General features: G+C 65.6%; 18 protein-coding genes. 6 read left to right on the forward strand and 12 right to left on the reverse strand.

Features of this window, described 5'->3' with window-relative positions:
• Positions 1–3 precede the first annotated feature (3 nt).
• The 6 genes from Q0C57_RS12120 to Q0C57_RS12145 all read right to left on the reverse strand — a co-directional run bounded on the left by Q0C57_RS12120 (position 4) and on the right by Q0C57_RS12145 (position 4140).
• The gene (locus tag Q0C57_RS12120) at positions 4–810 is read right to left on the reverse strand and encodes a creatininase family protein (protein ID WP_296576686.1); all 807 of its coding nucleotides are present in this window, start codon (positions 808–810) and stop codon (positions 4–6) included.
• A 49-nt stretch (positions 811–859) separates the two neighbouring features.
• On the reverse strand, positions 860–1249 hold the full coding sequence (locus Q0C57_RS12125) for a RidA family protein (RefSeq protein ID WP_296576728.1): 390 nt from the start codon (positions 1247–1249) through the stop codon (positions 860–862).
• Positions 1250–1251: 2 nt separating this feature from the next.
• Positions 1252–1716 (reverse strand): Lrp/AsnC family transcriptional regulator, encoded by a 465-nt coding sequence (locus tag Q0C57_RS12130; protein WP_296576687.1) that lies wholly within the window; start codon positions 1714–1716, stop codon positions 1252–1254.
• 129 nt (positions 1717–1845) lie between these two features.
• Positions 1846–2178: a hypothetical protein gene (locus tag Q0C57_RS12135; RefSeq protein ID WP_296576688.1), complete on the reverse strand. Its 333-nt coding sequence runs from the start codon at positions 2176–2178 to the stop codon at positions 1846–1848.
• Between the two features lie 104 nt (positions 2179–2282).
• Positions 2283–2873 (reverse strand): GNAT family N-acetyltransferase, encoded by a 591-nt coding sequence (locus Q0C57_RS12140; protein WP_296576689.1) that lies wholly within the window; start codon positions 2871–2873, stop codon positions 2283–2285.
• A gap of 121 nt (positions 2874–2994) precedes the next feature.
• Positions 2995–4140: a type III PLP-dependent enzyme gene (locus Q0C57_RS12145; protein ID WP_296576690.1), complete on the reverse strand. Its 1146-nt coding sequence runs from the start codon at positions 4138–4140 to the stop codon at positions 2995–2997.
• A 700-nt stretch (positions 4141–4840) separates the two neighbouring features.
• Between Q0C57_RS12145 and Q0C57_RS12150 the strand changes: the two genes are divergently transcribed.
• The 4 genes from Q0C57_RS12150 to upp all read left to right on the forward strand — a co-directional run bounded on the left by Q0C57_RS12150 (position 4841) and on the right by upp (position 10201).
• Complete coding sequence (locus Q0C57_RS12150; protein ID WP_296576691.1) at positions 4841–6670, forward strand: cation:proton antiporter; 1830 nt, start codon at positions 4841–4843, stop codon at positions 6668–6670.
• A gap of 90 nt (positions 6671–6760) precedes the next feature.
• On the forward strand, positions 6761–8014 hold the full coding sequence (locus tag Q0C57_RS12155) for a GTP cyclohydrolase II (RefSeq protein ID WP_296576692.1): 1254 nt from the start codon (positions 6761–6763) through the stop codon (positions 8012–8014).
• A gap of 295 nt (positions 8015–8309) precedes the next feature.
• Positions 8310–9536: a DUF1688 family protein gene (locus Q0C57_RS12160; RefSeq protein ID WP_296576729.1), complete on the forward strand. Its 1227-nt coding sequence runs from the start codon at positions 8310–8312 to the stop codon at positions 9534–9536.
• 35 nt (positions 9537–9571) lie between these two features.
• Positions 9572–10201 (forward strand): uracil phosphoribosyltransferase, encoded by a 630-nt coding sequence (gene upp / locus Q0C57_RS12165; RefSeq protein ID WP_296576693.1) that lies wholly within the window; start codon positions 9572–9574, stop codon positions 10199–10201.
• Positions 10202–10350: 149 nt separating this feature from the next.
• Here the strand turns inward: upp and Q0C57_RS12170 are convergent, their stop codons facing one another.
• The gene (locus Q0C57_RS12170) at positions 10351–11040 is read right to left on the reverse strand and encodes a hypothetical protein (RefSeq protein ID WP_296576694.1); all 690 of its coding nucleotides are present in this window, start codon (positions 11038–11040) and stop codon (positions 10351–10353) included.
• A 531-nt stretch (positions 11041–11571) separates the two neighbouring features.
• On the opposite strand from Q0C57_RS12170, the gene Q0C57_RS12175 reads away from it, so the two are divergent.
• On the forward strand, positions 11572–12774 hold the full coding sequence (locus Q0C57_RS12175; protein WP_296576695.1) for a tyrosine-type recombinase/integrase: 1203 nt from the start codon (positions 11572–11574) through the stop codon (positions 12772–12774).
• Between the two features lie 22 nt (positions 12775–12796).
• The gene (locus tag Q0C57_RS12180; protein ID WP_296576696.1) at positions 12797–13018 is read left to right on the forward strand and encodes a helix-turn-helix domain-containing protein; all 222 of its coding nucleotides are present in this window, start codon (positions 12797–12799) and stop codon (positions 13016–13018) included.
• 50 nt (positions 13019–13068) lie between these two features.
• Here the strand turns inward: Q0C57_RS12180 and Q0C57_RS12185 are convergent, their stop codons facing one another.
• The 5 genes from Q0C57_RS12185 to Q0C57_RS12205 all read right to left on the reverse strand — a co-directional run bounded on the left by Q0C57_RS12185 (position 13069) and on the right by Q0C57_RS12205 (position 21403).
• Positions 13069–15921 (reverse strand): DEAD/DEAH box helicase family protein, encoded by a 2853-nt coding sequence (locus Q0C57_RS12185; RefSeq protein ID WP_296576697.1) that lies wholly within the window; start codon positions 15919–15921, stop codon positions 13069–13071.
• 2 nt (positions 15922–15923) lie between these two features.
• Positions 15924–17624, reverse strand: coding sequence for a site-specific DNA-methyltransferase (locus tag Q0C57_RS12190; protein WP_296576698.1), 1701 nt, complete (start codon positions 17622–17624; stop codon positions 15924–15926).
• A complete protein-coding gene (locus Q0C57_RS12195; RefSeq protein ID WP_296576699.1) occupies positions 17624–20488 on the reverse strand; it encodes an SNF2-related protein in 2865 nt (954 codons plus the stop codon). Before Q0C57_RS12195 ends, Q0C57_RS12190 begins: the two co-directional genes overlap by 1 nt.
• Entirely contained in the window at positions 20472–20699 is a 228-nt protein-coding gene (locus Q0C57_RS12200; RefSeq protein WP_366937826.1) for a type II toxin-antitoxin system prevent-host-death family antitoxin, read from the reverse strand. The genes Q0C57_RS12195 and Q0C57_RS12200 overlap by 17 nt, the downstream gene beginning before the upstream one ends.
• 113 nt (positions 20700–20812) lie before the next feature.
• Positions 20813–21403, reverse strand: coding sequence for a recombinase family protein (locus Q0C57_RS12205; RefSeq protein ID WP_296576701.1), 591 nt, complete (start codon positions 21401–21403; stop codon positions 20813–20815).
• Between the last annotated feature and the right edge of the window lie 70 nt (positions 21404–21473).

A 21473-nucleotide genomic window follows, 5' to 3' on the forward strand; every position in this document is an offset into this window, starting at 1 on the left:
GACTCAGGCCAGCGTCGCCGTGCCCAGATGCTCGACCGGGAAGGCGTGGACGTCCTGCAGCAATTCGACGAAGGCGCGCGCGGTGAATTCGGTCAGTTCGCGCCCGCTCGCCGGCGTGGCGGCAGCCGCATTGCCCATGGCGCCGGCGGTGGAGAGGTCCTCGCTCAGCCAGCCGAAGGCGATGCGCTGCGTCGCCCTGAGGTGCCGGTAGCGCTGCTCCATCAGCACGGCGGCGGAGACGAAGTCGCGGGCCTTGGCCATATGCACGAGGTCGCGGCGGAAATGCAGCATCTGCGACGTCTCGATGGCGCCGCCGTGGATGCCATGGACGTGCTCGGCCTCCGGGAACAGCCCCTCCGGCGCACCCAGCCGGTGCCAGGAGCACTGGACGACGAACATGCCGTGGCGGCGGCGAAGGTCCCGCGCCACGATGTCCATCGTCGCGACATTGCCGCCATGGGAATTGGCGATGACGAGCTTGCGCAGCCCGGTTCGCGCGATGCTGTCGCCGATCTCGTTCAGCAGCCGGATCTGCGTCTCGGCGGACAGGGTGATCGTCCCGGGAAAGGCGGCGTGCTCGTCCGACTTGCCCATCCACACCGTCGGCAGGAAGGTGACCGGCAGCCCCTTCGGCAGGATGGCGCGCACGGCCTGCCCATTGCCATCGGCAATGACGGTATCGACGGAGACCGCCAGATGCGGGCCGTGCTGCTCCATCGCTGCGATCGGCAGGACGGCGATCCACGATCCGGTCTCTCCCGACCGGAACTCCTCCGTGGTCATGTCGCCCCAGAGCTGTTTCGGCAGCATCGCGCCCTCCCGCTCGTCTCCCCGACCTGATTCGCGCCGGTCCTGATCCCTAGCCGGCCCTGGCCGCCACCACCTCGACCTCGACCTTGAATTCGGGCCTGGTGAAGCCCGAGACGATCATCAGCGTCGAGGCCGGCGGCGGGCTGGCGACGTGGCGATCGCGCGAGGCCATGTAGCCCGCCATATGCGCCCGGTCGGTGACGAAGGCATTGATGCGGACGATGTCGCCCATGTCCATCCCGGCGGCAGCGAGCATATGGCCGATCGCGGCGAAGCACAGGTCGGCCTGCGCCTCCACCGCCTCGGGAATGACGCCGTCCGGGGCGAGGCCCAGTTGTCCCGAACAGAACAGCATCCGCGTCCCCGCCGGCACGACGACGGCGTGCGAATATCTGGCGAAGGGGGCCGGCATGGCGGCCGGCGTCAGTTTCTCGAGCATGGTCATGTCTTGCCCATCTGGATCGGCAGGGCCGTCGTCTGCTTGATCCGCTCCATGGCGAAGCGCGACGTGACGTTCTTCAGCGGCATCTGGGCGATCAGGCGCTTGTAGAAGGCGTCATAGGCGTCCATGTCCGCCACCACGACGCGCAGCATGTAGTCGACGTCGCCGGCCATCCGGTAGAACTCCATCACCTCCGGCATGGCGGCGACGAGTTCAGCGAAGCGGCCGAGCCAGGCCTCGGAATGGTCGGAGGTCTCCACCGACACGAAGACGGTCAGCCCGAGCCCGAGTTTCTTCGGGTCGAGCAGGGCTACGCGCCCCTTGATGATGCCCTCGGCTTCGAGCTTCTGGATGCGCTTCCAGGCGGGCGTGGTCGACAGGCCGGACCGTGACGCGACTTCCGCGATGGAGAGCGAAGCGTCCGTCTGCAAAACGGAGAGAATGCGGCGGTCCGTGTCGTCCATCCCTGGGCATCCCTTCACTGGGAATTGATCTTGCCACGAGGTTTAGACGGTCCCGCGCGCCATGGCGAGCGAGACAAGGGTCTTATACACGCCTGCCGGGTACGCGCCGCGACAAGCGACGGCGCGACCTCAGTTGCCGGCGTAGAAGGCGGCCGGCCAGGGCCAGTTCACCATATAGGCCGGCGCGCCCCAGAAGCGGTCGCGACCCGGCTTGCCGCGCATCGAGCTGGACATGGCCACCAGATCGCCGTTCGAGGTGAAGGGCGCGAAGAGCATGTCGGGGCGCGCACTCATGCGGTCGCCGGGGAAGGTGACCTTCGGGGTCACCAGCCAGCTCGGCCGCGAGACGCGCACCTCGGGGGGCGCGTTGCGACGCTGCTGGGCCTCGGCCTGCTGCACGGCCGCTTCGACGGCGAAGACGGCCGTCACTGCGACGAGGCCGATGGCGAAATTGCGGATCATGAGGTCCTCCCGATGCGTTGGCGAACTCTAGCCTTACGCCGCGTCCGGGTCGAGAGCATGCCGGCCACAGATTGAAGAACTGTGACCGGCAGGCATCGCACGCCTCAGGCAGCGCGGCGCCAGGCTTCGGCAAGGTCCAGATCTTGCAAGCGCGGCACGTCCCTGCCCGTCGGGCTGACGAGGCCCCGGGCGCCGTCCAGTGCGCCGGGAACCAGGTCCAGCCCGAGAAACCGCGACCGCTCCACCGGTCCCGGCATCCACAGGCGCTCCATCCTCGCCGCCGCGAAGCCGAAACGCCGGTAATAGGGTTCGTCGCCGACCAGGATGATGGCCCGGTGGCCCTCGTCCCGTGCCCGCCCGATCGCCTCCCGCATCAGCAGGCCGCCGATGCCGGACGAACGGATCGCGCCGTCCACCGCGAGCGGCCCCAGCAGCAGCGCGGGGCGATCGGGTCCGAGCGTCACGTTCCACAGGCGCACCGTACCGACCAGATGCTTGCCGGCAGTCGCCACCAGGGCGAGCCGGTCGGCCGGTAGTCGCCCCTCGCGCAGGCGCTCGGAGGTCTTCTCGGACCGGTCGGCGCCGAAGGCGGCGTCGAGCAAAGTCTCGCGCGCGGCGATATCGCGAAGCTGCTCGTCGCGGACGACGATGGGATCGGCGAGAACGGGATCCTTGAGGGAAACATGCACGGTCATGGCCGTGGTCCTTCTCTGGCGAGAGAGTGACGACAGCCCTCGTGCCGGGCGAGAGCCACGGCCGGTCGGGACGGTTGCTGGGCGGGGAGCCCGCCCGGTCACCCGGGCGGGAGGAGGAGCGTCAGATGCAGACGCTCGCCAGCGGCGCGAAGCCGTTGAAGCCGACCGTCGAATAGGTCGTGGTATAGGCCCCGGTCGCCTCGATCAGCACCTTGTCGCCGATCGAGAGCGACACGGGCAGGTCGTAGGGCTTCTTCTCGTACATGACGTCGACCGAATCGCAGGTCGGTCCAGCCAGCACGCAGGGGGCCGTCGCGTCGCCGTCTCGCTCCGTGCGGATCGGATAGCGGATCGCCTCGTCCATGGTCTCGGCGAGACCGTGGAACTTGCCGATGTCGAGATAGACCCAGCGCACCTCGTCCTCGTCCGACTTCTTCGAGATGAGGACGACCTCCGACTCGATGATGCCGGCATTGCCGACCATGCCGCGACCCGGCTCGATGATCGTTTCCGGGAGGCGGTTGCCGAAATGCTTGGTCAGCGATTCGAAGATGGCCGCGCCATAGGCTTCCGCCGCCGGCACGTCCTTGAGGTACTTGGTCGGGAAGCCACCGCCCATATTGACCATCTTCAGCTCGATGCCGCGCTCGGCGAGCGTGGCGAAAATCGAGGAGGCCGTGGTCAGCGCCTGGTCCCAGGCGCCCATGTTCGTCTGCTGCGAGCCGACATGGAACGACAGGCCATAGGCCTGCAGCCCGAGGCGGTGGGCATGTTCCAGCACGCGCGGCGCCATCTCCGCCGCGCAGCCGAACTTGCGCGAGAGCGGCCATTCGGCGCCCTCGCAGTCCTGCAGGAAGCGGCAGAAGACCTTGGCGTCCTTCGCGCCGATCAGTGCGGCCTGACGGGCGATCTTCTCGACCTCGGCCTCGCAGTCGACGGCGAACAGGCGCACGCCGTACTGCAGGGCGCGCGCGATGTCCTTTTCCTTCTTGATGGTGTTGCCGAAGGAAATGCGCTCGGGCGCGGCGCCGGTCGCCAGGGCCTGCTCGATCTCGACCACGGAGGCGCAGTCGAAGCAGGACCCCATCTCGGCGAGCAGGTTGAGGATTTCCGGGGCCGGATTGGCCTTCACCGCGTAGAAGACGCGCGTGTCGGGCAGGGCCCGGGCGAATTTGGTGAAGTTCTCGGCCACGACCTCGAGATCGACGACCATGATCGGGCCATCGTCGCGGCGGTTGCGGAGGAATTCGCGGATACGGTCGGTCATGTGATGTCCCCCCAGCCCTCTCTCGCGAGGACCAGCAAAGGGTTGAACCCATGGGCGGCGTTCGCTTCGCGGGTCCGCTGTGGAGACGGAACACCGGTGACGTCGGCAACCCGATGACGTTCGCCGAGACATCTCTTCCGCGGCCGGGCTGGACACCCGTCAGCGAGACAAAGACGCCTTCGATTGGATTGGGGACATCCCGCTCCGCACGGCCGGCAAGAAGAACAAGCCTCTTCGGTAGCTGGCTCTGGACACCAGCTGAGACCAAAAAAGCCCGATCGTCGTTGCTTCAAGTCGCGTCCCCTGCGGAGGGCAGGGTTCGCCGGTTTGCCTCCGGCTGCCGGTTAGGTATCGAAGACCCCGCGTCTTGCGACGCCCCTGGAACACGGCCCGGCAGGTCCCGGCGCATTCCCAAGTCTTCGGGCGGCTGTCCGGCCTCTTGTCCGGATGCCCACCAACCGGCACGCAACCACAGGCACGTGCGAAATTGGGCAGCGCCGTAGATAGCAGATTTCGCCCCCGGCGCAAGCGCTTTCCCTTTTCCAGGGGCAAGAAAATTTGCGTGACAGGCCATCGGGTTAACACCCTCCGCATTTCGCCGGCGAAGGGTCGTCGCCGTGGACAGAATGCCGCATCCCTCGCTATGAGTTCTTTCGCCGTGGGCCCTTGCCGCCCGCGCCTGACAAGGAACCGGAGACGCATGGCTGCCGCGGTCGAACTCGCCGCCTACAAGGATGTGCTGATCATCCTGGCTTCCACGGCGGTGACGGTGCCGCTGCTCAAGCGCCTGGGGATCAGCCCGGCCCTCGCCTTCCTCGGCATCGGCGTTCTGGTCGGCCCGACGGCGCTGGGCGGGTTGACCGGAACCTTTCCCTGGCTGAGCTGGATCACCGTCTCCGACAGCAAGCAGATCGCCACCTTCGCCGAACTCGGCGTCGTCTTCCTGCTCTTCCTGATCGGCCTCGAACTGTCCTACGAGCGCCTGACACGGATGAAGCGCCTGGTCCTCGGGCTCGGCTCGCTGCAGGTCGTGGGAACGGCGACCGTCATCGCCTTCATCGCCTGGTGGCTCGGCCAGCCGGTGGCCGCCGCCCTGCTCGTCGGCGGCGCCCTCGCCCTGTCCTCCACCGCGGTGGTCGTCGAGCACCTGGCGGAACAGAAGCGCCTGACCAGCACGAGCGGCCGCACCACCTTCGCCGTCCTGCTGATGCAGGACCTCGCGGTCATTCCGCTCCTCTTCCTCATCGGCGCCCTGTCGCAACGCCAGGAGGGTTCGGTGGCCCTCGGCCTGGCCATGGCCGTCGGCCAGGGCGCCATCGCCGTTCTCCTGGTGGTCGCCGTCGGCCGCCGGGTCCTGCGCCCCTTCCTGCGCCAGGTCTCGGCGCTGCACGAGCCGCAGGTCTTCATGGCGGCCGCCATCCTGATCGTCGTGGGAACCGCCGTCGTCACCGCCGCCTTCGGCGTCTCCATGGCGCTCGGCGCCTTCGTCGCCGGGCTCCTGCTCGCCGAGACCGAGTATCGCCGCGCCATCGAGGCGACGCTCCAGCCCTTCAAGGGCATCCTGCTCGGTGCCTTCTTCTTCTCGGTCGGCCTGTCCATCGACCTCGGCGCCCTCGCCGGTGCCCCCCTGGCCTATGCGCTCGCGGTCGGGGCGCTGATCGCCGTGAAGATCGCCATCATCGTGCCGCTGGTGCGCGCCTTCGGCCAGAGCTGGCTGGTGGCGATCCGTTCGGCCCTGCTGCTCGGCCCGGCTGGCGAATTTGCCTTCGTCACCATGGGCCAGGCCACCGCTGCCGGGGTCGTCAGCGCCGAGACCGGCGCCTTCATCATCACCATGACCGCCATCAGCATGGCGACCGTCCCGCTGCTCGACCGCTGCGGTGGATGGATCGCCGACCGTTTCGCGGTCAAGGCGCCGCCCGATCCCGAACTGAAGGTCGGGCCGCCGGCCGCCGCCGGCAAGCGCGTCATCGTCGTCGGCTATGGCCGCGTCGGCCAGCTCGTCTGCGAGATGCTGGCCCGCCACCAGGTGCCCTATCTCGCCGTCGACAGCGATCCGCGCGAGATCGCCCATCTGCGCCGGCAGGGCCACGACGTCTATTTCGGCGATGCCAACAGCGAGTTCTTCCTCGAGCAATGCGGCATCCGCGACGCCGCCTCCCTCGTCCTCACCCTGCATACGGCCGGGGCCCTCGACGAGATCGCGCAGATCGCCCGCGCCCTCAATCCCGGCCTCACCATCATCGCCCGGGCGCGCGATGCCGACCATGCCAAGCAGCTCTACAGCCTCGGCGTCACCGATGCCGTGCCCGAGACGATCGAGGCGAGCCTGCAATTGTCGGAGGCGGTGCTCTTCGATCTCGGCGTCCCCGCCGGCAAGGTCATCGCCTCGGTCCACGAGCGGCGCGACATCTTCCGCAAGGAGCTTCAGGAGGCCGGCATCGATGACGCGCGCGTGCGCAATGCGGTGCGCACGGTCCACCCTGATGCCGCAGCCCCCGCGCAGGCCTTGCCGCCGCCGCCAAGCTGAGCCATCATCTGGCGCTTACTGACGGCCCTCCGCCATTTCTCGACGGGGGGCCGTATCCGTTCCGCAGGGCCTTTCGGCAACGAGGACAGGATGAGCGTCAACAAGTCGGGTCACATCAGGCTGACCTCGCATCCCGGTGCCGGCACGGCGTCGCGTTTCAAGATCGCCTGGGGCGCCGCCACGCCGGAGGCGCGGGGGCCTGTCGTCGCCACCGTCAATTCAGCCTCCGACCGCAATGCCATCGGCACCCATGGCGGGTCCTACGCCCTCTACCGCGCCCTCGCCGTCTCGGCCGGCGCCCTCAACCCGATCCAGCGTCCGGACCTGACCAACACCCATCCCGTCGTCGGCATCGGCCCCTTCCCGCAATGGTCGGAGCCGGGCCGCATCGTCTCCATCGATCCCTTCGGCCACCTCGTCGGCGAGGCCTTCGGCCAAGACATCGCCGAGGGCGTCGATATCCGTCCGTCCATCGCCATCACCAAGGCGCGCCTGACCCTGCCCGAACTGCAGCACGATATCGGCAAGCGGCTGCCCGTCGACGGGACGATCGTGCGCGACAGCGGCGACATCGCCTGCGTGAAGATCGCCATCGACCCCGTCTGGTACCTGCCGGGCATCGCCGAGCGCTTCGGCACGTCGGAGACCCATCTCAGGCGGACGCTCTTCGAACAGACCGGCGGCATGTATCCCGAACTGGTGACCCGTCCGGACATCGCGGTCTTCCTGCCGCCCATCGGCAACACCACCGTCTATCTCTTCGGCGATGTCGCCAGGCTCGGCGATCCCGCCACCTTCATCTCCGGCCGCCTCCACGACGAGTGCAACGGTTCCGACGTCTTCGGCTCCGACATCTGCACCTGCCGCCCCTATCTCGTGCACGGCATCGAGGAGGCCGCCCGCGACGCCCAGAACGGCGGCGTCGGCTTCATCGTCTATAACCGCAAGGAAGGCCGCGCGCTCGGCGAGGTGACGAAGTTCCTCGTCTACAATGCCCGCAAGCGCCAGGAGGGTGGCGACCAGGCCGCCACCTATTTCGAGCGCACCGAATGTGTCGCCGGCGTCCAGGACGCGCGGTTCCAGCAGCTCATGCCCGACGTCATGCACTGGCTCGGCATCCGCCGCATCGACCGGTTCATGTCGATGTCGAACATGAAATATGACGCCCTCGTCCAGGCCGGCATCGACGTCGTCGAGCGGGTGCCCATCCCGGTCGATCTCGTGCCGACCGACGCCTCCGTCGAGATGGAGGCGAAGAAGGCGGCCGGCTATTTCACGCCGGAGCCGACGCCCTCGGCGGACGACCTCACCCGCGTCATCGGCCGCAAGATCGAAGACTTCTGATGGCGCTGCCCTTCCGCAAGACGAGCGTGAGTCCCGTCAGCTCAGGCATGTCGAAAATGCCCCACCCGCACCCTCCCCTCGCTCCGCGAGGAGAGGGGGACTTCGACGTCCAGCCCATCTCGTCAGGGTCGCGCCTGGCTCGGCCGACGAAGATCAGGCGTGACGCTGGAGTCCCCCTCTCCTCGCGGAGCGAGGGAAGGGTACGGGTGGGGCCTTCCATCGGGCACCATGCCGGTCGCCCGCCGTCCCTCCACCCCGTTCACTGCCCCCCGGAGCCCTGCTGATGGCCTTCGCCATGCTCGACGCCCCACGGGCCGCCCGCGCGCTGCTCACCGCCTCCGCCGTCCGCGAGCGCTCCGCGAGGATGCTGGACCTCGGTCTCGACGGAAAGCTGACCGCCTTCACCGTCGCCATGGACCGCCTGCCGGCGGCGGCCGATACCGTCGTCGACGTCATCCGCGCCAATTATCCCGACCTCGTCATTCCCTTCCATGCGCGCTGGCGTCACTTCGTCGCCGGCGGCCGCGATCTCGGTGCCGAACTGATCGCGGCCATCGCCGATCCCGCCGAACGCGGCCGCACCGCCTTCGATCTCGCCATCGTCTCGGTCCTGCTCGACGCCGGCGCCGGCATGGGCTGGCGCTACCGCGACGGCCCGACCGGTGCCGACCTGTCAAAGTCGGAGGGGCTCGCCGTCGCCTCGCTCCGGATGTTTGCCGCGGGGGCCTTCGCCACCGACGGGCGGAGCCCGCGGGCCGACGCGGCGCGCCTCGCCACGATCACCGCCGATGACATCGCCGCGGGCTTCCAGGTCGGGCCCGGCAACCCGCTGGTCGGCCTCGAGGGTCGCGCCGCGCTGCTCGCCCGCCTCGGCCAGGCGGCAGCCGCCGCGCCCGCCGTTTTCGCTGCCGCCGACACGCCCCGCCCGGGCGGTCTCTTCGACCATCTCGCCGCGAAGGCCGAGGCCGGGCGCCTGCCCGCCACCGCCATTCTCGCCGCGGTGCTCGCCCATCTCGGGCCCATCTGGCCGAGCCGGGTGACCCTCGGCGGCATCGCGCTGGGCGATTGCTGGCACCACCCGCTGATCCGCGCCGGCGATGCCAGCGATGGCCTCATTCCCTTCCACAAGCTGTCGCAATGGCTCTCCTATTCGCTCATCGAGCCGCTCGAGAGCGCCGGCCTGACCGTCACCCATGTCGACGGGCTGACCGGCCTGCCCGAATACCGCAATGGCGGCCTGTTCATCGACATGGGCGTCATCGCCCTGCGCGACGCGGCCATGGCGACGGCGGAGAATCATGTGGACAGCGCCCTCGTCGTCGAATGGCGTGGCCTCACCGTCGCCCTGCTCGACGCCATCGCGCCGCTGGTGCGCGAGCGGCTCGGCCTCTCGGCCGCCGACTTCCCCCTGGCCCGCGTCCTCGAAGGCGGCACCTGGGCCGCCGGCCGGCGCCTCGCCCGGGAGCTGCGCGCCGATGGCGGCCCGCCCATCCGGGTCGTCAGCGACGGCACCGTCTTCTAGGATAGCTCCCACACCGAGACCGCCTGGAGGGGCGCATGAACAAGGTCACCGTCGTCGACCATCCGCTGGTGCAGCACAAGCTCACTCTGATGCGCGACAAGAACCGCTCGACCAAGGGCTTCCGCCAGCTCCTGCACGAGATCGGCATGCTGCTCTGCTACGAGGTGACGCGCGATCTCCCGCTTGAGATGACGGAGATCGAGACGCCGCTGCAGACGATGATGGCCCCGCAGATCGGCGGCAAGAAGCTGGTTCTCGCGCCGATCCTGCGCGCCGGCCTCGGCTTCGTCGACGGCATGCTGGAGCTCGTGCCCTCGGCCCGCGTCGCCCATATCGGCCTCTACCGCGATCCGGCGACCCTCACGGCGGTCGAATATTACTTCAAGGCGCCCGAGGATGTGGCCGATCGCCTGGTCATCATCATCGACCCGATGCTGGCGACCGCCAACTCCGCCATCGCGGCGGTCGATCGGCTGAAGGAACGCGGCGTCGCCAACATGCGCTTCGTCTGCCTGCTGGCGGCGCCGGAAGGCATCGCCAATTTCCACGCCCATCATCCCGAGGTCGGCATCTGGACGGCGGCCATCGACAGCCAGCTCAACGACCACGGCTATATCGTGCCGGGCCTCGGCGATGCCGGCGACCGCATGTTCGGCACCAAGTAGCGACCGGCGCAACGCGGCGGGGGACCAGCAAAAAAACACGCCGCCTGGGAAGGCGGCGTGGGTGTCAAACGGGTTCGCGGCAGAGCCGATGGCATGGCCGGACGGCGGGAGACGACCGCGGGACGGTCGCCCCTCACCGCCCCTGGAGCTCAATAGCGCGCCGAGATCGGGCCGCGGCGGTGATATCCGTGATGCTCACGGTGACCGACAGAGTGGGACCGACCGTAATGGGCGTGATGGCCGCGGTGGCGCGCCTCCGCATAACCACGCTGGCGGCCGACCCGGACCCACTGTTCGGTGGCGGGCGCGACCTGGACGGTGCGCGCCACGACGCCATACTGCGCCGGGACATGCGCCGCGACGACCCGCTCCGGCCGCACCACGACGGTGCGGGCGACGGTGCCATACTGGGCCGGCAAGGTCTGGTGGACGATCTGCTCGGGACGGAGGACCACGTGGCGGGCGACGGTGCCGTAGCGGGCGGGCTGCCTGGTCTCGCAGATGATCTTGCGGCCATGGGCGTCGTAACGGGTGGTCCAGCCACGGGTGGCGGGCGCCAGCTGCACATGCTGGTGGACGACGCCGTATTCGGCCGGGATCCGGCGCGCGACCGTCACGGCCGGACGGACCTGCACGGTCTCGTGCACGACGCCGAGCTGGGCCGGCTGGCGGTAGAGGACCGTCTGGGCCGGGCGGGTCTGCACGGTCTGGTGGACGACGCCATATTGGGCCGGCCGCACCTCGCGACGGAAACAGGTTTCGCAGCCGCCGCCGGCAAAGGCCGGACTGGCGGACAGCAACGCTGCCGATGCGACGGCGAGCGTGATCGTCTTACGCATGATCAATCTCCAAGAGCTCAAGTCCGGCGAACGGCGATCGCTGATGCGCCCGTGCCTTCCGCACCTGCAGCCAGTCTTGGCCCGGCGGACGCGCGGCGACAATCGAAACACTCTGTTTACCCTAAGCCTTCACCCTAATGCCGGCCATCACCGCAGGGACGGGCCATGATCCTGGGCGGCCGCGCCGCTGGAACGCCGGCTGACAGCTTGGAGGCATTCGGCCCCACCTTGGCCTTTCGGCCTCATCCGTCCACGGCTATCGGGGCGCCTGTTGGAGGTCTGGACAGCAAAAAGCCCCGCCGGGGTGAGCCGATCGGGGCTTTGGGTTTGGTTGCGGGGGCCAGATTTGAACTGACGACCTTCAGGTTATGAGCCCCATGCAGGGATATAGACCCCAACAAGCGCCAATACCGAACAGTAGCATTTACAGGGGTTTAGGGCCAGTCGCCTGTTGAAAATCATTGGCGGATGAGGCATGTTGATGGGAGAAAGTGTCCCCAATTTGTCCCCGCGTGTCCCCGAGGCCCCGCCATGCCCACCATCGAAAAGCGTGTCCGTAGTGACAACGGCGATACCTACTATCGCGTCAGGGTGCGGGTGCGCGGACTGCCTGAGAAGCAGAAGACCTTCAAGCGCCTGACGGATGCGAAGCTGTGGGCGCAACAGACGGAAGCGGCCATCCGGCGCGGTGAAGTGCAGAACGTCGTCCCTGCCGCGAAGGGAAAGACGCTGGCCGACGTGATCGAGCGCTACAAGAAGCGCGTGCTGCCGCACCGGGCGGAAAGCACGCAACGGGCGGCGGTGACCTATCTCGCCTATTGGGAGAAGGCGCTCGGCGCCTATGGGCTGACCTACATCACGACCGATCTGATCGAAGCGGAGCTTGAGAAGCTGGCCGCTGCCGGGGACATGCGGCGCAAGAGCGATGAAGGCGAACCGGCTGGTAAGCCGAAGAGCCGCAAGACGATCAAGCACTACCGGGACACGCTGGCGCTGCTGATGAAGCACGCCAAGTCGTGGGGCTGGGCGACCCAGAACCCCATGGAGGGGGTGACGCCGATCACCAACATTCGGGATGAGCGCACGCGGTTTCTGAGCGACTCGGAACGCGCCGTCCTGCTCGACGCCTGCAAGGCGAGCGACAACGATCAGCTGTTCAACATCGTGGTGTTCGCGCTTTCGACCGGCGCGCGGAAGAGCGAAATCCTCGGCCTGACGCTGGCCGATGTGGACCTCCAGCGTGGCTCGGCGATCTTTCGGGACACGAAGAACGGGGACACGCGGGCCGCTCCTCTCGCCCGCCATCTGCGCGACCTGCTGACCGGACAGGTGGCGAAGGCGGAAGCCCTCTATGCCGCCCTGCCCCATGCGCCGAAGACGCGTTGGCTGTTTCCGCGCGCGGACGGCGTGCTGCCCATCGACATTCGCACTGCCTGGGAAAACGCCCGCGACAAGGCGGGGCTGGTGGATTTCCGCTTCCATGACCTGCGGCACTCGACGGCAAGCTATTTGGCCATGAAGGGCGCGAGCCTGGTGGAGATTGCGGAGGTGCTTGGTCACCGCACGCTTCAGATGGTGCGCCGCTACGCGCACCTGTCCGAAAGCCACGTCAAAGGGCTCGTGGAGAGCCTCGGCGAGGACATCTTCGAGGGTGCGGCGGACGGCACGCGACCTGCGAAGGAATTGAACCGGGGCGGAAGTTCGGTCATAAGGAAGGTTCCTGCTCCTTTATAGGCCCCGAACCATGAGGTAACCCATGGTTGACTACAGGGACCTGGCGACCGTGAAGCAGGTAGCGGCGGAAGCGCCGTTCATCACGGAAGCCACGCTGCGCTGGTGGATATTCCATGCGGAGACGAATGGATTGAAGCCCGCGCTGCTGAAGATCGGTGGCCGGGTCTATATCGACCGCGCCGAATTCAACAAGTGGCTGGAGGGCCAGCGCATGGCTCCGAGGCCGTTGAAGCCCGCGGCCTGACACGGCCTTGATCGACGACTGAAGCCCCGCCGCGAGGCGGGGCTTCTTTGTCATTGGGCTTCTGCAACCGCAGCCGTGCTGGCCGCCCCCTCCTCGCGCAATGAATATCGGGACATCAGATCGGCATCCACCGACCGGGTGTGCGTCGCCATCAATCCGCTGATCGTCGCGTTCGGCAGTACGGCGGTTTCAGGCACAAGCAGGTAGGACCATGGCTTGTCGCCAGCGCCTTCGCCGTTCGCACGGTTGGCGATGTGGCACCACAGGGCGGCGGCATCGGCCTTCCTGACAACGAGCGGGTTGGTCATCTCCGATGCGCGTTTCGTCTCGATGATGAGCTTGTCCGTCTTGGTCTCGACGACGAAGTCGGGCTGGTAGGGCGCATTGTCCTCGTCGTAAATCTTGAACTGGTTCGGCCCAGGCTTCATCCAAAGCTGCACGGAAGGGTCCTGCTCCAGGATGACTGCCATCCGCCGCTCGGGGTCGGAATCGAACTTGGCCATGTTGTAGCAGGACTTCTCGAAGCCGACGAAGATGAAGCGCTTTATGTCGCTGAGGCGGTCAGGCGGACTGCGATAGTCACGCATCGCGTCCTTTCCGCTGCCATCGAACGTCTGCGGCTTCAGCTGGTCAAAGGCAGATACCCGCGTGACGCGGTAGTTGGTCTGCTCGCGCCACATGTGGCGCTTCATCTGGGCGACGAGGGCTTCGGCGATCTGGCGCGCATGGCCCTGAAGGATCGAGCGGACCTGCTCGTCATCCGAATGCTTCGCCCGGAAGTGGGCGACCACTTGCCCGGCCAGGTCATACAGAATGTCGGCATGGGCGTCGTAGTCGATCTCGGGCACGTCGATCAGCTTGGCGACGACATAATCCTCCAGCCGCGACGGCGTTTCGCCGCCTGCATCGCCGGAAATGACGCTGCGCTCCTCCGTCCGGAGGATCTGGATCAGCAGCTCGCGCGAGAGCGGCTGATAGTTCCAGGACTTCAAATCGACGTCGAAGCGCCGGAAGCCGAAGGAGACATGCTGCTCGGGCGTGATCGTCAGCATCGGAATGGCGATCGTCCGCTGGACGAACTGCTTGCAGACCTCCGCCGCCACGGCCTTGGCCTGCTCCGGCGTCACCATGGAAAGCAAGCCGTCCTCGAACTTCTGGGCGGCCATCGCCGCCTCCGCGATCCGCTGTACGACCTTCGGGTCTTCGAGGTCCTTGATGGAGGACACCTGCTTGCTGATCTGAGGCAGGACGACGTTGAGGACGGTCTTTGCCAACCCGATCTCCTCGGGCTTGTCATACTTGAACGGGGGCGCGGTCGGCGCCTGGAATCCGGGCGGGGTGACTGCCACGCCATCCTTGACCGATGACGCGTCCGGCGCTGTTGCCGCCTGTGGGCCAGCCGCCGCTTGCAGCACCATCTGCTCGACCAGCGACGGCGCGATCACCATGATCGGCTTCGAGGCCGGAACGTCGCCGCCTTCACCGATGGTCAAAGCCTTCAGCTTGCGCGTGACGCCGTTCTCTTCCTTCGCCTTCTCGATCAGCTCGTTGAACCGCTCGTGGGCGATGACGGTGAGAGTATCGACGACCTCGACCCCGGTGCGCTTGCCATAGGGCAGCCGCAGGCCGCGCCCGAGGGTCTGCTCGGTCAGGATTTCGGACGCCGAGGCCCGCAGCGGAACGATGGTGAAGAGGTTGGTGACGTCCCACCCTTCCTTCAGCTTGTTGACGTGGATGACGATGTCCGTGTCGCCGCTCTTCTCGATGTTCAGAAGGCGCTGCGCGTTCTCGTCGCTTTCCTCACCGGTCAACTTTGAATGGATTTCGATCACGCGGCCCTTGTAGCGCCCGTCGAAGAACTGGTCGGACTGGACGAATTCGTTGACCTGCCGGGCATGCGTCGTGTCCTGGGTCACCACCAGCATGAATGGGCGCACCACATGGGTCTGGTGCTGCAAGGCGTAGGTCTCCAGCGCGACGCGCACGTGCTCGTGGTAATTGACGCCGTCTTCGAGCTTGATCCGCTCCAGCGTCGCCTCATCGACCGATTTCGGGTTGAAGTTGGCTCGCGTGCCGACGGCAGGCTCCTTGACGTAGCCGTCCTCCATCGCGTCCGGCAGCTCGTAACGATAGACGACGTTCTTGAACTCGGCCGACCGCGCCCCGACGCTTTTGGGCGTCGCAGTCACCTCTAGGCCAAGGATCGGCTTCAGCTCGGCGATGGCCTTGGCGCCAGCGGACGCTCGGTAGCGATGCGCCTCGTCCATCAGCAGGACAAGGTCATCGAGGCCAGAGAGGTAGGCGAAGTAGCTGTCCCCGATGTATTCCTGAAGGCGCTTGATGCGAGGCGAATTGCCGCCGCGAACCTCGGAGTTGATCTTCGAGATGTTGAAGATGTTGATGATCGCGCCCTCGCGGCCGAATAGGTCGGTACCGCGAACGCCGCGCCCTTCCTCGTAGTTCTCGGCGTTGACGATCAGCGGCGCCTGGTGCGCGAATGCCTCGATACCTCGGAAGACGTATTTCGGGCTGGTCGGCTGAAAGTCGGCGAGGAGCTTCTCATAAATGGTCAGGTTCGGGGCCAGAACGAAAAAGTTCCGGCTCTTGCCGATCATGTAGAGGTAGCTGATGAACGCTCCCATCAGCCGCGTCTTCCCGACGCCCGTGGCGAGCGCGAAGCAGATCGAGGGGAAGTCCCGCTCGAACTCCTCGAACCGGGCATCGGGCATCGGGCCGTAGACCTGGCGCACGGCATCGCGCGCGGCTTCGACATCGGTGTCCTTCGACGGGGCGATCAGGTCCACGATATCGTCGAGACGCCGCAAAGCCTCAGCCTGCGGCTTGCGCAGCGAGAGGCGCTGGGTGATCTGGGTGACGGCGCGTTTGGGATCGACGGTCTGCATCCTCAGCCCTCCGCCTCATCGGCGAAGAGGTCGCCCGTGGCTGCGTCTTTCTTGCCGTTGCGCTTGGGCGCGAGCGGCAGGTCGTCTTCCTCATCCTCCTGCATCATCGGCAGGGACTCGATCTTGAGGGAATAGTCGTCCTTGCCCCACTCGCAGCGGTCCAGCACGGCGCCGGGGATTTTCCGGATCGTGAGGTTGCCGAGCGCGCGCGCGCTCTGCTCCTCGAACGCCTTGCAGCAAATCAGCAGGCTGCGATGCTCGCCAACCTCCTCCGACAGGGCGCGCAGCTGCTCGCCGGTCAGGCTGTTGGTGGTGACATAGATGTAGGATGTCTCGGAGCTGTGGCCGTGCATCCAGAAATGCTCGGTCGAGGGCGCGTAGGTGTAGTTGAAGTGCTTGCACATCGCCTCGGCCAGCATGGCCGGGTTGTACTCCTTGCGGATGACCCAGTTGCCCCAAGCATCCTTTTCCAGAAGCGACGGCGCAAGACGCGCAAAGCGGTAGCCACCGCCACCCTTCCAGTCTGCGGCCTCGGTGACGCCACCCTTGTCGGTGCCGTCGATCACTTTTTGCAAGCGAGGCACAATATGGGTTTTGGCATGGTCGCCGAGCTCGACCATGATCCAGCGGCGACCCATCTTGTGCGCTACGGCGCCGGTGGTACCGGAACCCGCGAACGAGTCGAGGACGAGGTCGCCGGGGTTGGTAGCAATCTCCAGTACCCGTTGTATCAGTCTTTCTGGCTTGGGTGTATCGAAGGGCTTTACGCCCTCAATGTAACCCTTAGCTTCAAGCTTAGCGGTCCGGTTACTGCCTACATCGCTGTGCGGCCAGATTGTCTCCGGTGGCCGCTTATCATTGTCTTCGGCATAAATCCGAAAGTATGGAGCCCATCCGTTTCTACCTTTTACCCACTCAAGTCGGTGTGATTCCTCTTCAACTCTCTTAGGGCTCCAGCGCCACCTGCTATCGGAACCATCCGGATTTTTCGGAAACACGTCCTCGCCATCTGGAGCTTTTATTGAAAAGTACATAGACGGTCTTGCTTCACGCGTGCCATCCGCACCCATTGCGCGAAGCGGCTTCGTATAATAACGGCGCCCATCGGCGTCAGTCTTGTTGTAATGACTGGCTGGCTCGGCTCCGGCAGAAAGGCGATTGAGCTTCCAGTTACTCCTATCTCTCGAATAAACCAGCATGTGGTCATGCCTTGAGGAAAAAAACTCCACATCCATCCGTGGACTATCAGCTTTCTCCCAAATGAGGTTGGACATAAAATTTCTTCGACCGAACACCTCATCTGCAACTATCTTCAGATAGTGGACCTCATTGTCGTCCAGCGTAATCCATATTGATCCTTCATCCGACAAGAGATTCCGCAATATCTCCAGCCGCTCACGCATCATTCCCAGCCAAATCGAATGCTCCAACCCATCGTCATAATGCTCGAAAGCCGATCCGGTATTGTAGGGCGGGTCGATAAAAATGCACTTTACCTTTCCCCGCAACGCCGGGTCAGTCTCAAGCGCCTTGAGGGCTAGCAGGTTGTCGCCGTGGATCAGCAGGTTGTCGAAGATGTCGCCATCACGCCGCGCCTTGGCATGGTAGGACAGCTCCGGCTCTTCGATCAGGATGCGCGGTTCCAGCCGGGGACGGATGTCCTTGCCAATCCAGGTGAGTTCGAGCTTGGTTTTGGCGGCCATCAGACAAGGCTCCATCTTATTGTAAACAGCGTGGTCAGTGCCGGGGTCAGGTTCAGCTGATCGGCGATTTCGTCGAGCATGCGCTCCCGCTCTTCGTCGATTTCTCGAAGGCGCGTGTAAAGCTGGTGTTGCAGGTCATCAACCTGCCGCTGGATTTGCTTCGCTTCCCGCTGAAGCGCCAGCTTGGATTCAAGATTGGCCGTGGCGCGGGCGAGCTTCTTCTTCTCGTTCGCTTCCTTGCTGAGCGCCTTGATCTGCTGGTCGAACAGCACCTTGGCATCATCGCGCCAAGCGTCGAGCCGCTCTTCCTCCTCGTTCAGGAACTCGCCCAACCGCTCCTGCGCGCGCGCAACGACAGCCGTCTGGCGGGCATCCATGACGCCGGACAGGTGATCATCGGGCACCGCCCCCGTCGCCGCGCCCGTCTCCTGCGCGGGCACCTGCAAGAGGCGCTCCACCGTTTCGGAATGGACCTCGCGGCCATCGTCGGTGAAGGCGGCGCAGATGATCTCGTCATAGGTCTTCGCCGGGGTGTGGAGCGTCAGCCGCGCGACCCGCATCCAACCCGACTGCCCCCGCAGCTCGGCCACGTCGGCGAGATTGCCGGGGTAGGCCGCATAGTCGAACTCCAACGATGCAGGCGCCAGCTGCCGGTCCTTGGCCTGGGCGATGAGCAGGTCGGCCAAGCCGCCATCGGCGAGCCGGAAGAACCGCCAGCCCCGCTCGTCGGCCTCGGGCCACTCGGTCGACCAGGTCTCGCCCGCGTAGTCGAAGCGCTGCGCATGGTCGTTGTGGAAGCGCGCATCGGGCAATTCGGCCCGCGCGAGCCCGAGAAGCGCCCGCTTGAAGTCGCCGATGGCGGAAACGACGGCCTCACGCCGCCCCAACAGGCGTTCGATCACCCGATCGTCCATCTCAGCCAGCAGCTTGTTGCGGGCGTCCTTCTTGGCCTCGTCGATCTCGACGCTGAACTCGGACTGAAGGCGGTCGAAGGCCGCGTTGATCTCGTCATTGGTCCGGCAGGACTGCACGATATCGAGGATGCGCCGCTCGATATCGACGCCGGATTCGATGGCCCCGAGCACTTCGTCGGAAGACCCGAACACCCCCTCGAAGAGCTTGAACTTCTGTTCCAGCAGCTGGTGAATGCGGGCTTCGGCGTGGTTCTTCCGGTTCAGGAAGTTGATGACGGTGACGTCGATCTTCTGGCCGTAACGGTGGCAGCGCCCGATCCGCTGCTCGACCCGCTGCGGGTTCCAAGGCAGGTCGTAGTTGATCAGCAGGGAACAGAATTGAAGGTTGATACCCTCGGCCCCGGACTCGGTGGCGATCAGGATGGTTCTGTCATTGCGGAAGGCATCGACGATAGCGGCTTTCATGTCGGCGGTCTTCGACCCCGACACGGCTTCGGTTCCCCTATGCTTGTCCAGCCAAGCCTTGTAGATCGCGTTGCTGTCCTTGTCGGAGTTGGAGCCGTTCAGGATGACCGTCTGCCCCTGGAAGCCGTTCGCCCCCAGCAGGTCGCGCAGATAGGACTGCGTCCGCACGGATTCAGTGAAGATCACCGCCTTGCGCTGCCCGCCCTTGCCAACGATTTCGGTCAGGACATGCGGCAGGCAGTCCAACAGCGCGCGCCCTTTCGCGTTGTCCGCGATGGACATGGCGAGGTCGCGGTAGCGGGTCAGCTCGTCGATTTCCGCCTGAAGCTTCTTCGGATCGATGCGCTCGATAGCGTCGTCGTCATGATCCTCGACGGCATCGGCCTCGGCGCCCCCTCCGGCATCGCGCCAGTCTTCCGCTTCCTCGGCAAAGCCGTCGATATCGTCCAGCGTCTCGTCATCGACGATCAGCTTGCCCTGTAACCGCTTGACCATCTTGTCGAGGGTCTGGGCCACGGCAAAGGACGATGATCCGAGGATCTTCCGCAGCATCAGCGTCACGAGGTGCCGCCCGTTCTGTCCCAGCGCGATGGTGTCGGTCCTCTGGAGATAGGCCGACATCAGGTCATAGAGGTCGGTCTCCAGCCGGGCGGGCGTGAAGTCGAAGGTCTTGGCCAGGCGGTTGGTGTAGTTGATCAGGCCCGCCTTCTGCACCTGACGCCGAAGCGTGCGCTTGCAGATCGGCTCAAGGCGGCGGGCCAGCAGCGCCTGCGAGGCAACCTCTTCCCGCCCGCCGAACTCGGCGCGAAACGCCTGTTCGGACCCGAAGTAGGTGTCGTCGATGACGCTGATCAGCCCGAACAGCTCCATCAGATTGTTCTGAAGCGGTGTGGCCGTCAGCAGGAGCTTCTGGCGACCGGCCAGCGCGTCCCGCAGAACGGCAGCCCGTGAGGTTTCGGCGGCTCGGTAGACGTTTCGTAGCTTGTGCGCCTCGTCGAACACGACCAGGTGCCACGGGACCATCCGGATGGCGTCAGCCATTCGGGCGGCGAACTCGTAGGAGAGGATGACGATGCTCTCGCCCCGCCCGATAGGGTTCGGGCGCCCGCTGGCCGTGATGTCCTTCAGGCGTTTCGCGTCGAGAATCTCGGACGGAAGCGAAAACTTCTCCATCAGCTCGGTGGCCCACTGCTTGCGCAGCGAGGCCGGAACGACGAGGAGCAGGTTCCGCTGGCGGCTCCACCAATACTGGCTGAGCACGAGCGCGGCCTCGATCGTCTTTCCCAGGCCCACCTCGTCGGCCAGCAGTACGCCCTTGGACAGCGGGGATCGAAGGGCAAACATGGCGGCATCGACCTGATGAGGGTTCAGGTCCACGCGTGCGGAAGAGAGGGACTGCGTGAGTGCGTCACCGTCCTCGAAGCCTTCCCGTGTCAGGAAGTGGGCGAAGTACTTCGCCTGATGCTGACTAAAGCCCCGCTGCACCGCCCCTATGTCCCCCGCTTTTCAGTCTCTCTTTTTTATTGGCCTCAGTGCCCGATCGTTGCGCGTGTTCTGCGAGACGCTCGTACTCTTCGACGGCGACGACCACGACCACCCCCCTGCCATGCTTCTCGATCATCACCGGCTCAGCCCTCGCGGTGTCGATCAGAAGACCGAAGGCGTTCTTGGCCTCCCTCGCAGACATGGTTTTCATTGCCGCCGCCCGCTGTGGACATTGTAGCCATAATAGGCACAAGAGACAGCCGGTAACAACTCAGTCTTGGGGCGCTGGCCCCAGCCTTCTGTCGATTTAGCGAGGCTTCGGCCTCACAACGGCAGCTCGGCGGAACCGTCCTGCACGGCACCACGCCCTCCGGGCAGATGCCGATAGAGCGTCGCGATGGAGACCCCGAGTTCTCGTGCCACTTCGTCCATGGTGATGGTCGGGTTGGAAAGCATGCCCTTGGCCATCGCAATCTTCTTCGTCGTCATCTGCTTCGGCCTGCCGCCGCGACGCCCGCGAGCGCGCGAGGCCGCGAGACCTGCCATCGTCCGTTCCTTGATGATGCTGCGCTCGAACTCGGCCAGCGCGCCGAAGACGTGGAAGACGAAACGGCCGCCGGCGCCGCTCGTATCGATTGCCTCGGTCAGACTGCGGAAGGCGATGTTCCGCGTCTGGAGCAGTTCCACCGTTTCGATCAGCTGCTTCAGGGATCGCGACAGACGGTCGAGCTTCCAGACCACCAGCGTGTCGCCTTCGCGAGCGAACTCAAGCGCCGCCTTCAACTGGGAACGCTCCCGCTGCGCGCCCGAGGCTTGCTCGACGAACACCTTCTCGCACCCAGCCTGCGTCAGAGCGTCCAGTTGGAGCTCGGGCTTCTGGTCTAGTGTGGATGTGCGCGCGTAGCCGATGAGCATGCATGTCCTCTCAAAACTCAACTCACATGGTACCAAATTGAGATGTTGGTTTCGAGAAGCTTTTTTGATA

Origin of the sequence: Phreatobacter sp. (assembly GCF_022843985.1) — a bacterium.
Classification (GTDB): Bacteria; Pseudomonadota; Alphaproteobacteria; order Rhizobiales; family Phreatobacteraceae; genus Phreatobacter.

Excerpts from the sequence above, each read along its gene's own strand:
- Q0C57_RS12135 (WP_296576688.1), bottom strand. The coding sequence starts at position 2,178 with ATGATCCGCAATTTCGCCATCGGCCTCGTCGCAGTGACGGCCGTCTTC.
- Q0C57_RS12200 (WP_366937826.1), bottom strand. The coding sequence starts at position 20,699 with ATGAAAACCATGTCTGCGAGGGAGGCCAAGAACGCCTTCGGTCTTCTG.
- Q0C57_RS12205 (WP_296576701.1), bottom strand. The coding sequence starts at position 21,403 with ATGCTCATCGGCTACGCGCGCACATCCACACTAGACCAGAAGCCCGAG.
- Q0C57_RS12140 (WP_296576689.1), bottom strand. The coding sequence starts at position 2,873 with ATGACCGTGCATGTTTCCCTCAAGGATCCCGTTCTCGCCGATCCCATC.
- Q0C57_RS12190 (WP_296576698.1), bottom strand. The coding sequence starts at position 17,624 with ATGGCCGCCAAAACCAAGCTCGAACTCACCTGGATTGGCAAGGACATC.
- Q0C57_RS12170 (WP_296576694.1), bottom strand. The coding sequence starts at position 11,040 with ATGCGTAAGACGATCACGCTCGCCGTCGCATCGGCAGCGTTGCTGTCC.
- Q0C57_RS12155 (WP_296576692.1), top strand. The coding sequence starts at position 6,761 with ATGAGCGTCAACAAGTCGGGTCACATCAGGCTGACCTCGCATCCCGGT.
- Q0C57_RS12185 (WP_296576697.1), bottom strand. The coding sequence starts at position 15,921 with ATGCAGACCGTCGATCCCAAACGCGCCGTCACCCAGATCACCCAGCGC.
- Q0C57_RS12130 (WP_296576687.1), bottom strand. The coding sequence starts at position 1,716 with ATGGACGACACGGACCGCCGCATTCTCTCCGTTTTGCAGACGGACGCT.
- Q0C57_RS12150 (WP_296576691.1), top strand. The coding sequence starts at position 4,841 with ATGGCTGCCGCGGTCGAACTCGCCGCCTACAAGGATGTGCTGATCATC.
- Q0C57_RS12175 (WP_296576695.1), top strand. The coding sequence starts at position 11,572 with ATGCCCACCATCGAAAAGCGTGTCCGTAGTGACAACGGCGATACCTAC.
- upp (WP_296576693.1), top strand. The coding sequence starts at position 9,572 with ATGAACAAGGTCACCGTCGTCGACCATCCGCTGGTGCAGCACAAGCTC.
- Q0C57_RS12160 (WP_296576729.1), top strand. The coding sequence starts at position 8,310 with ATGCTCGACGCCCCACGGGCCGCCCGCGCGCTGCTCACCGCCTCCGCC.
- Q0C57_RS12145 (WP_296576690.1), bottom strand. The coding sequence starts at position 4,140 with ATGACCGACCGTATCCGCGAATTCCTCCGCAACCGCCGCGACGATGGC.
- Q0C57_RS12120 (WP_296576686.1), bottom strand. The coding sequence starts at position 810 with ATGCTGCCGAAACAGCTCTGGGGCGACATGACCACGGAGGAGTTCCGG.
- Q0C57_RS12125 (WP_296576728.1), bottom strand. The coding sequence starts at position 1,249 with ATGCTCGAGAAACTGACGCCGGCCGCCATGCCGGCCCCCTTCGCCAGA.
- Q0C57_RS12180 (WP_296576696.1), top strand. The coding sequence starts at position 12,797 with ATGGTTGACTACAGGGACCTGGCGACCGTGAAGCAGGTAGCGGCGGAA.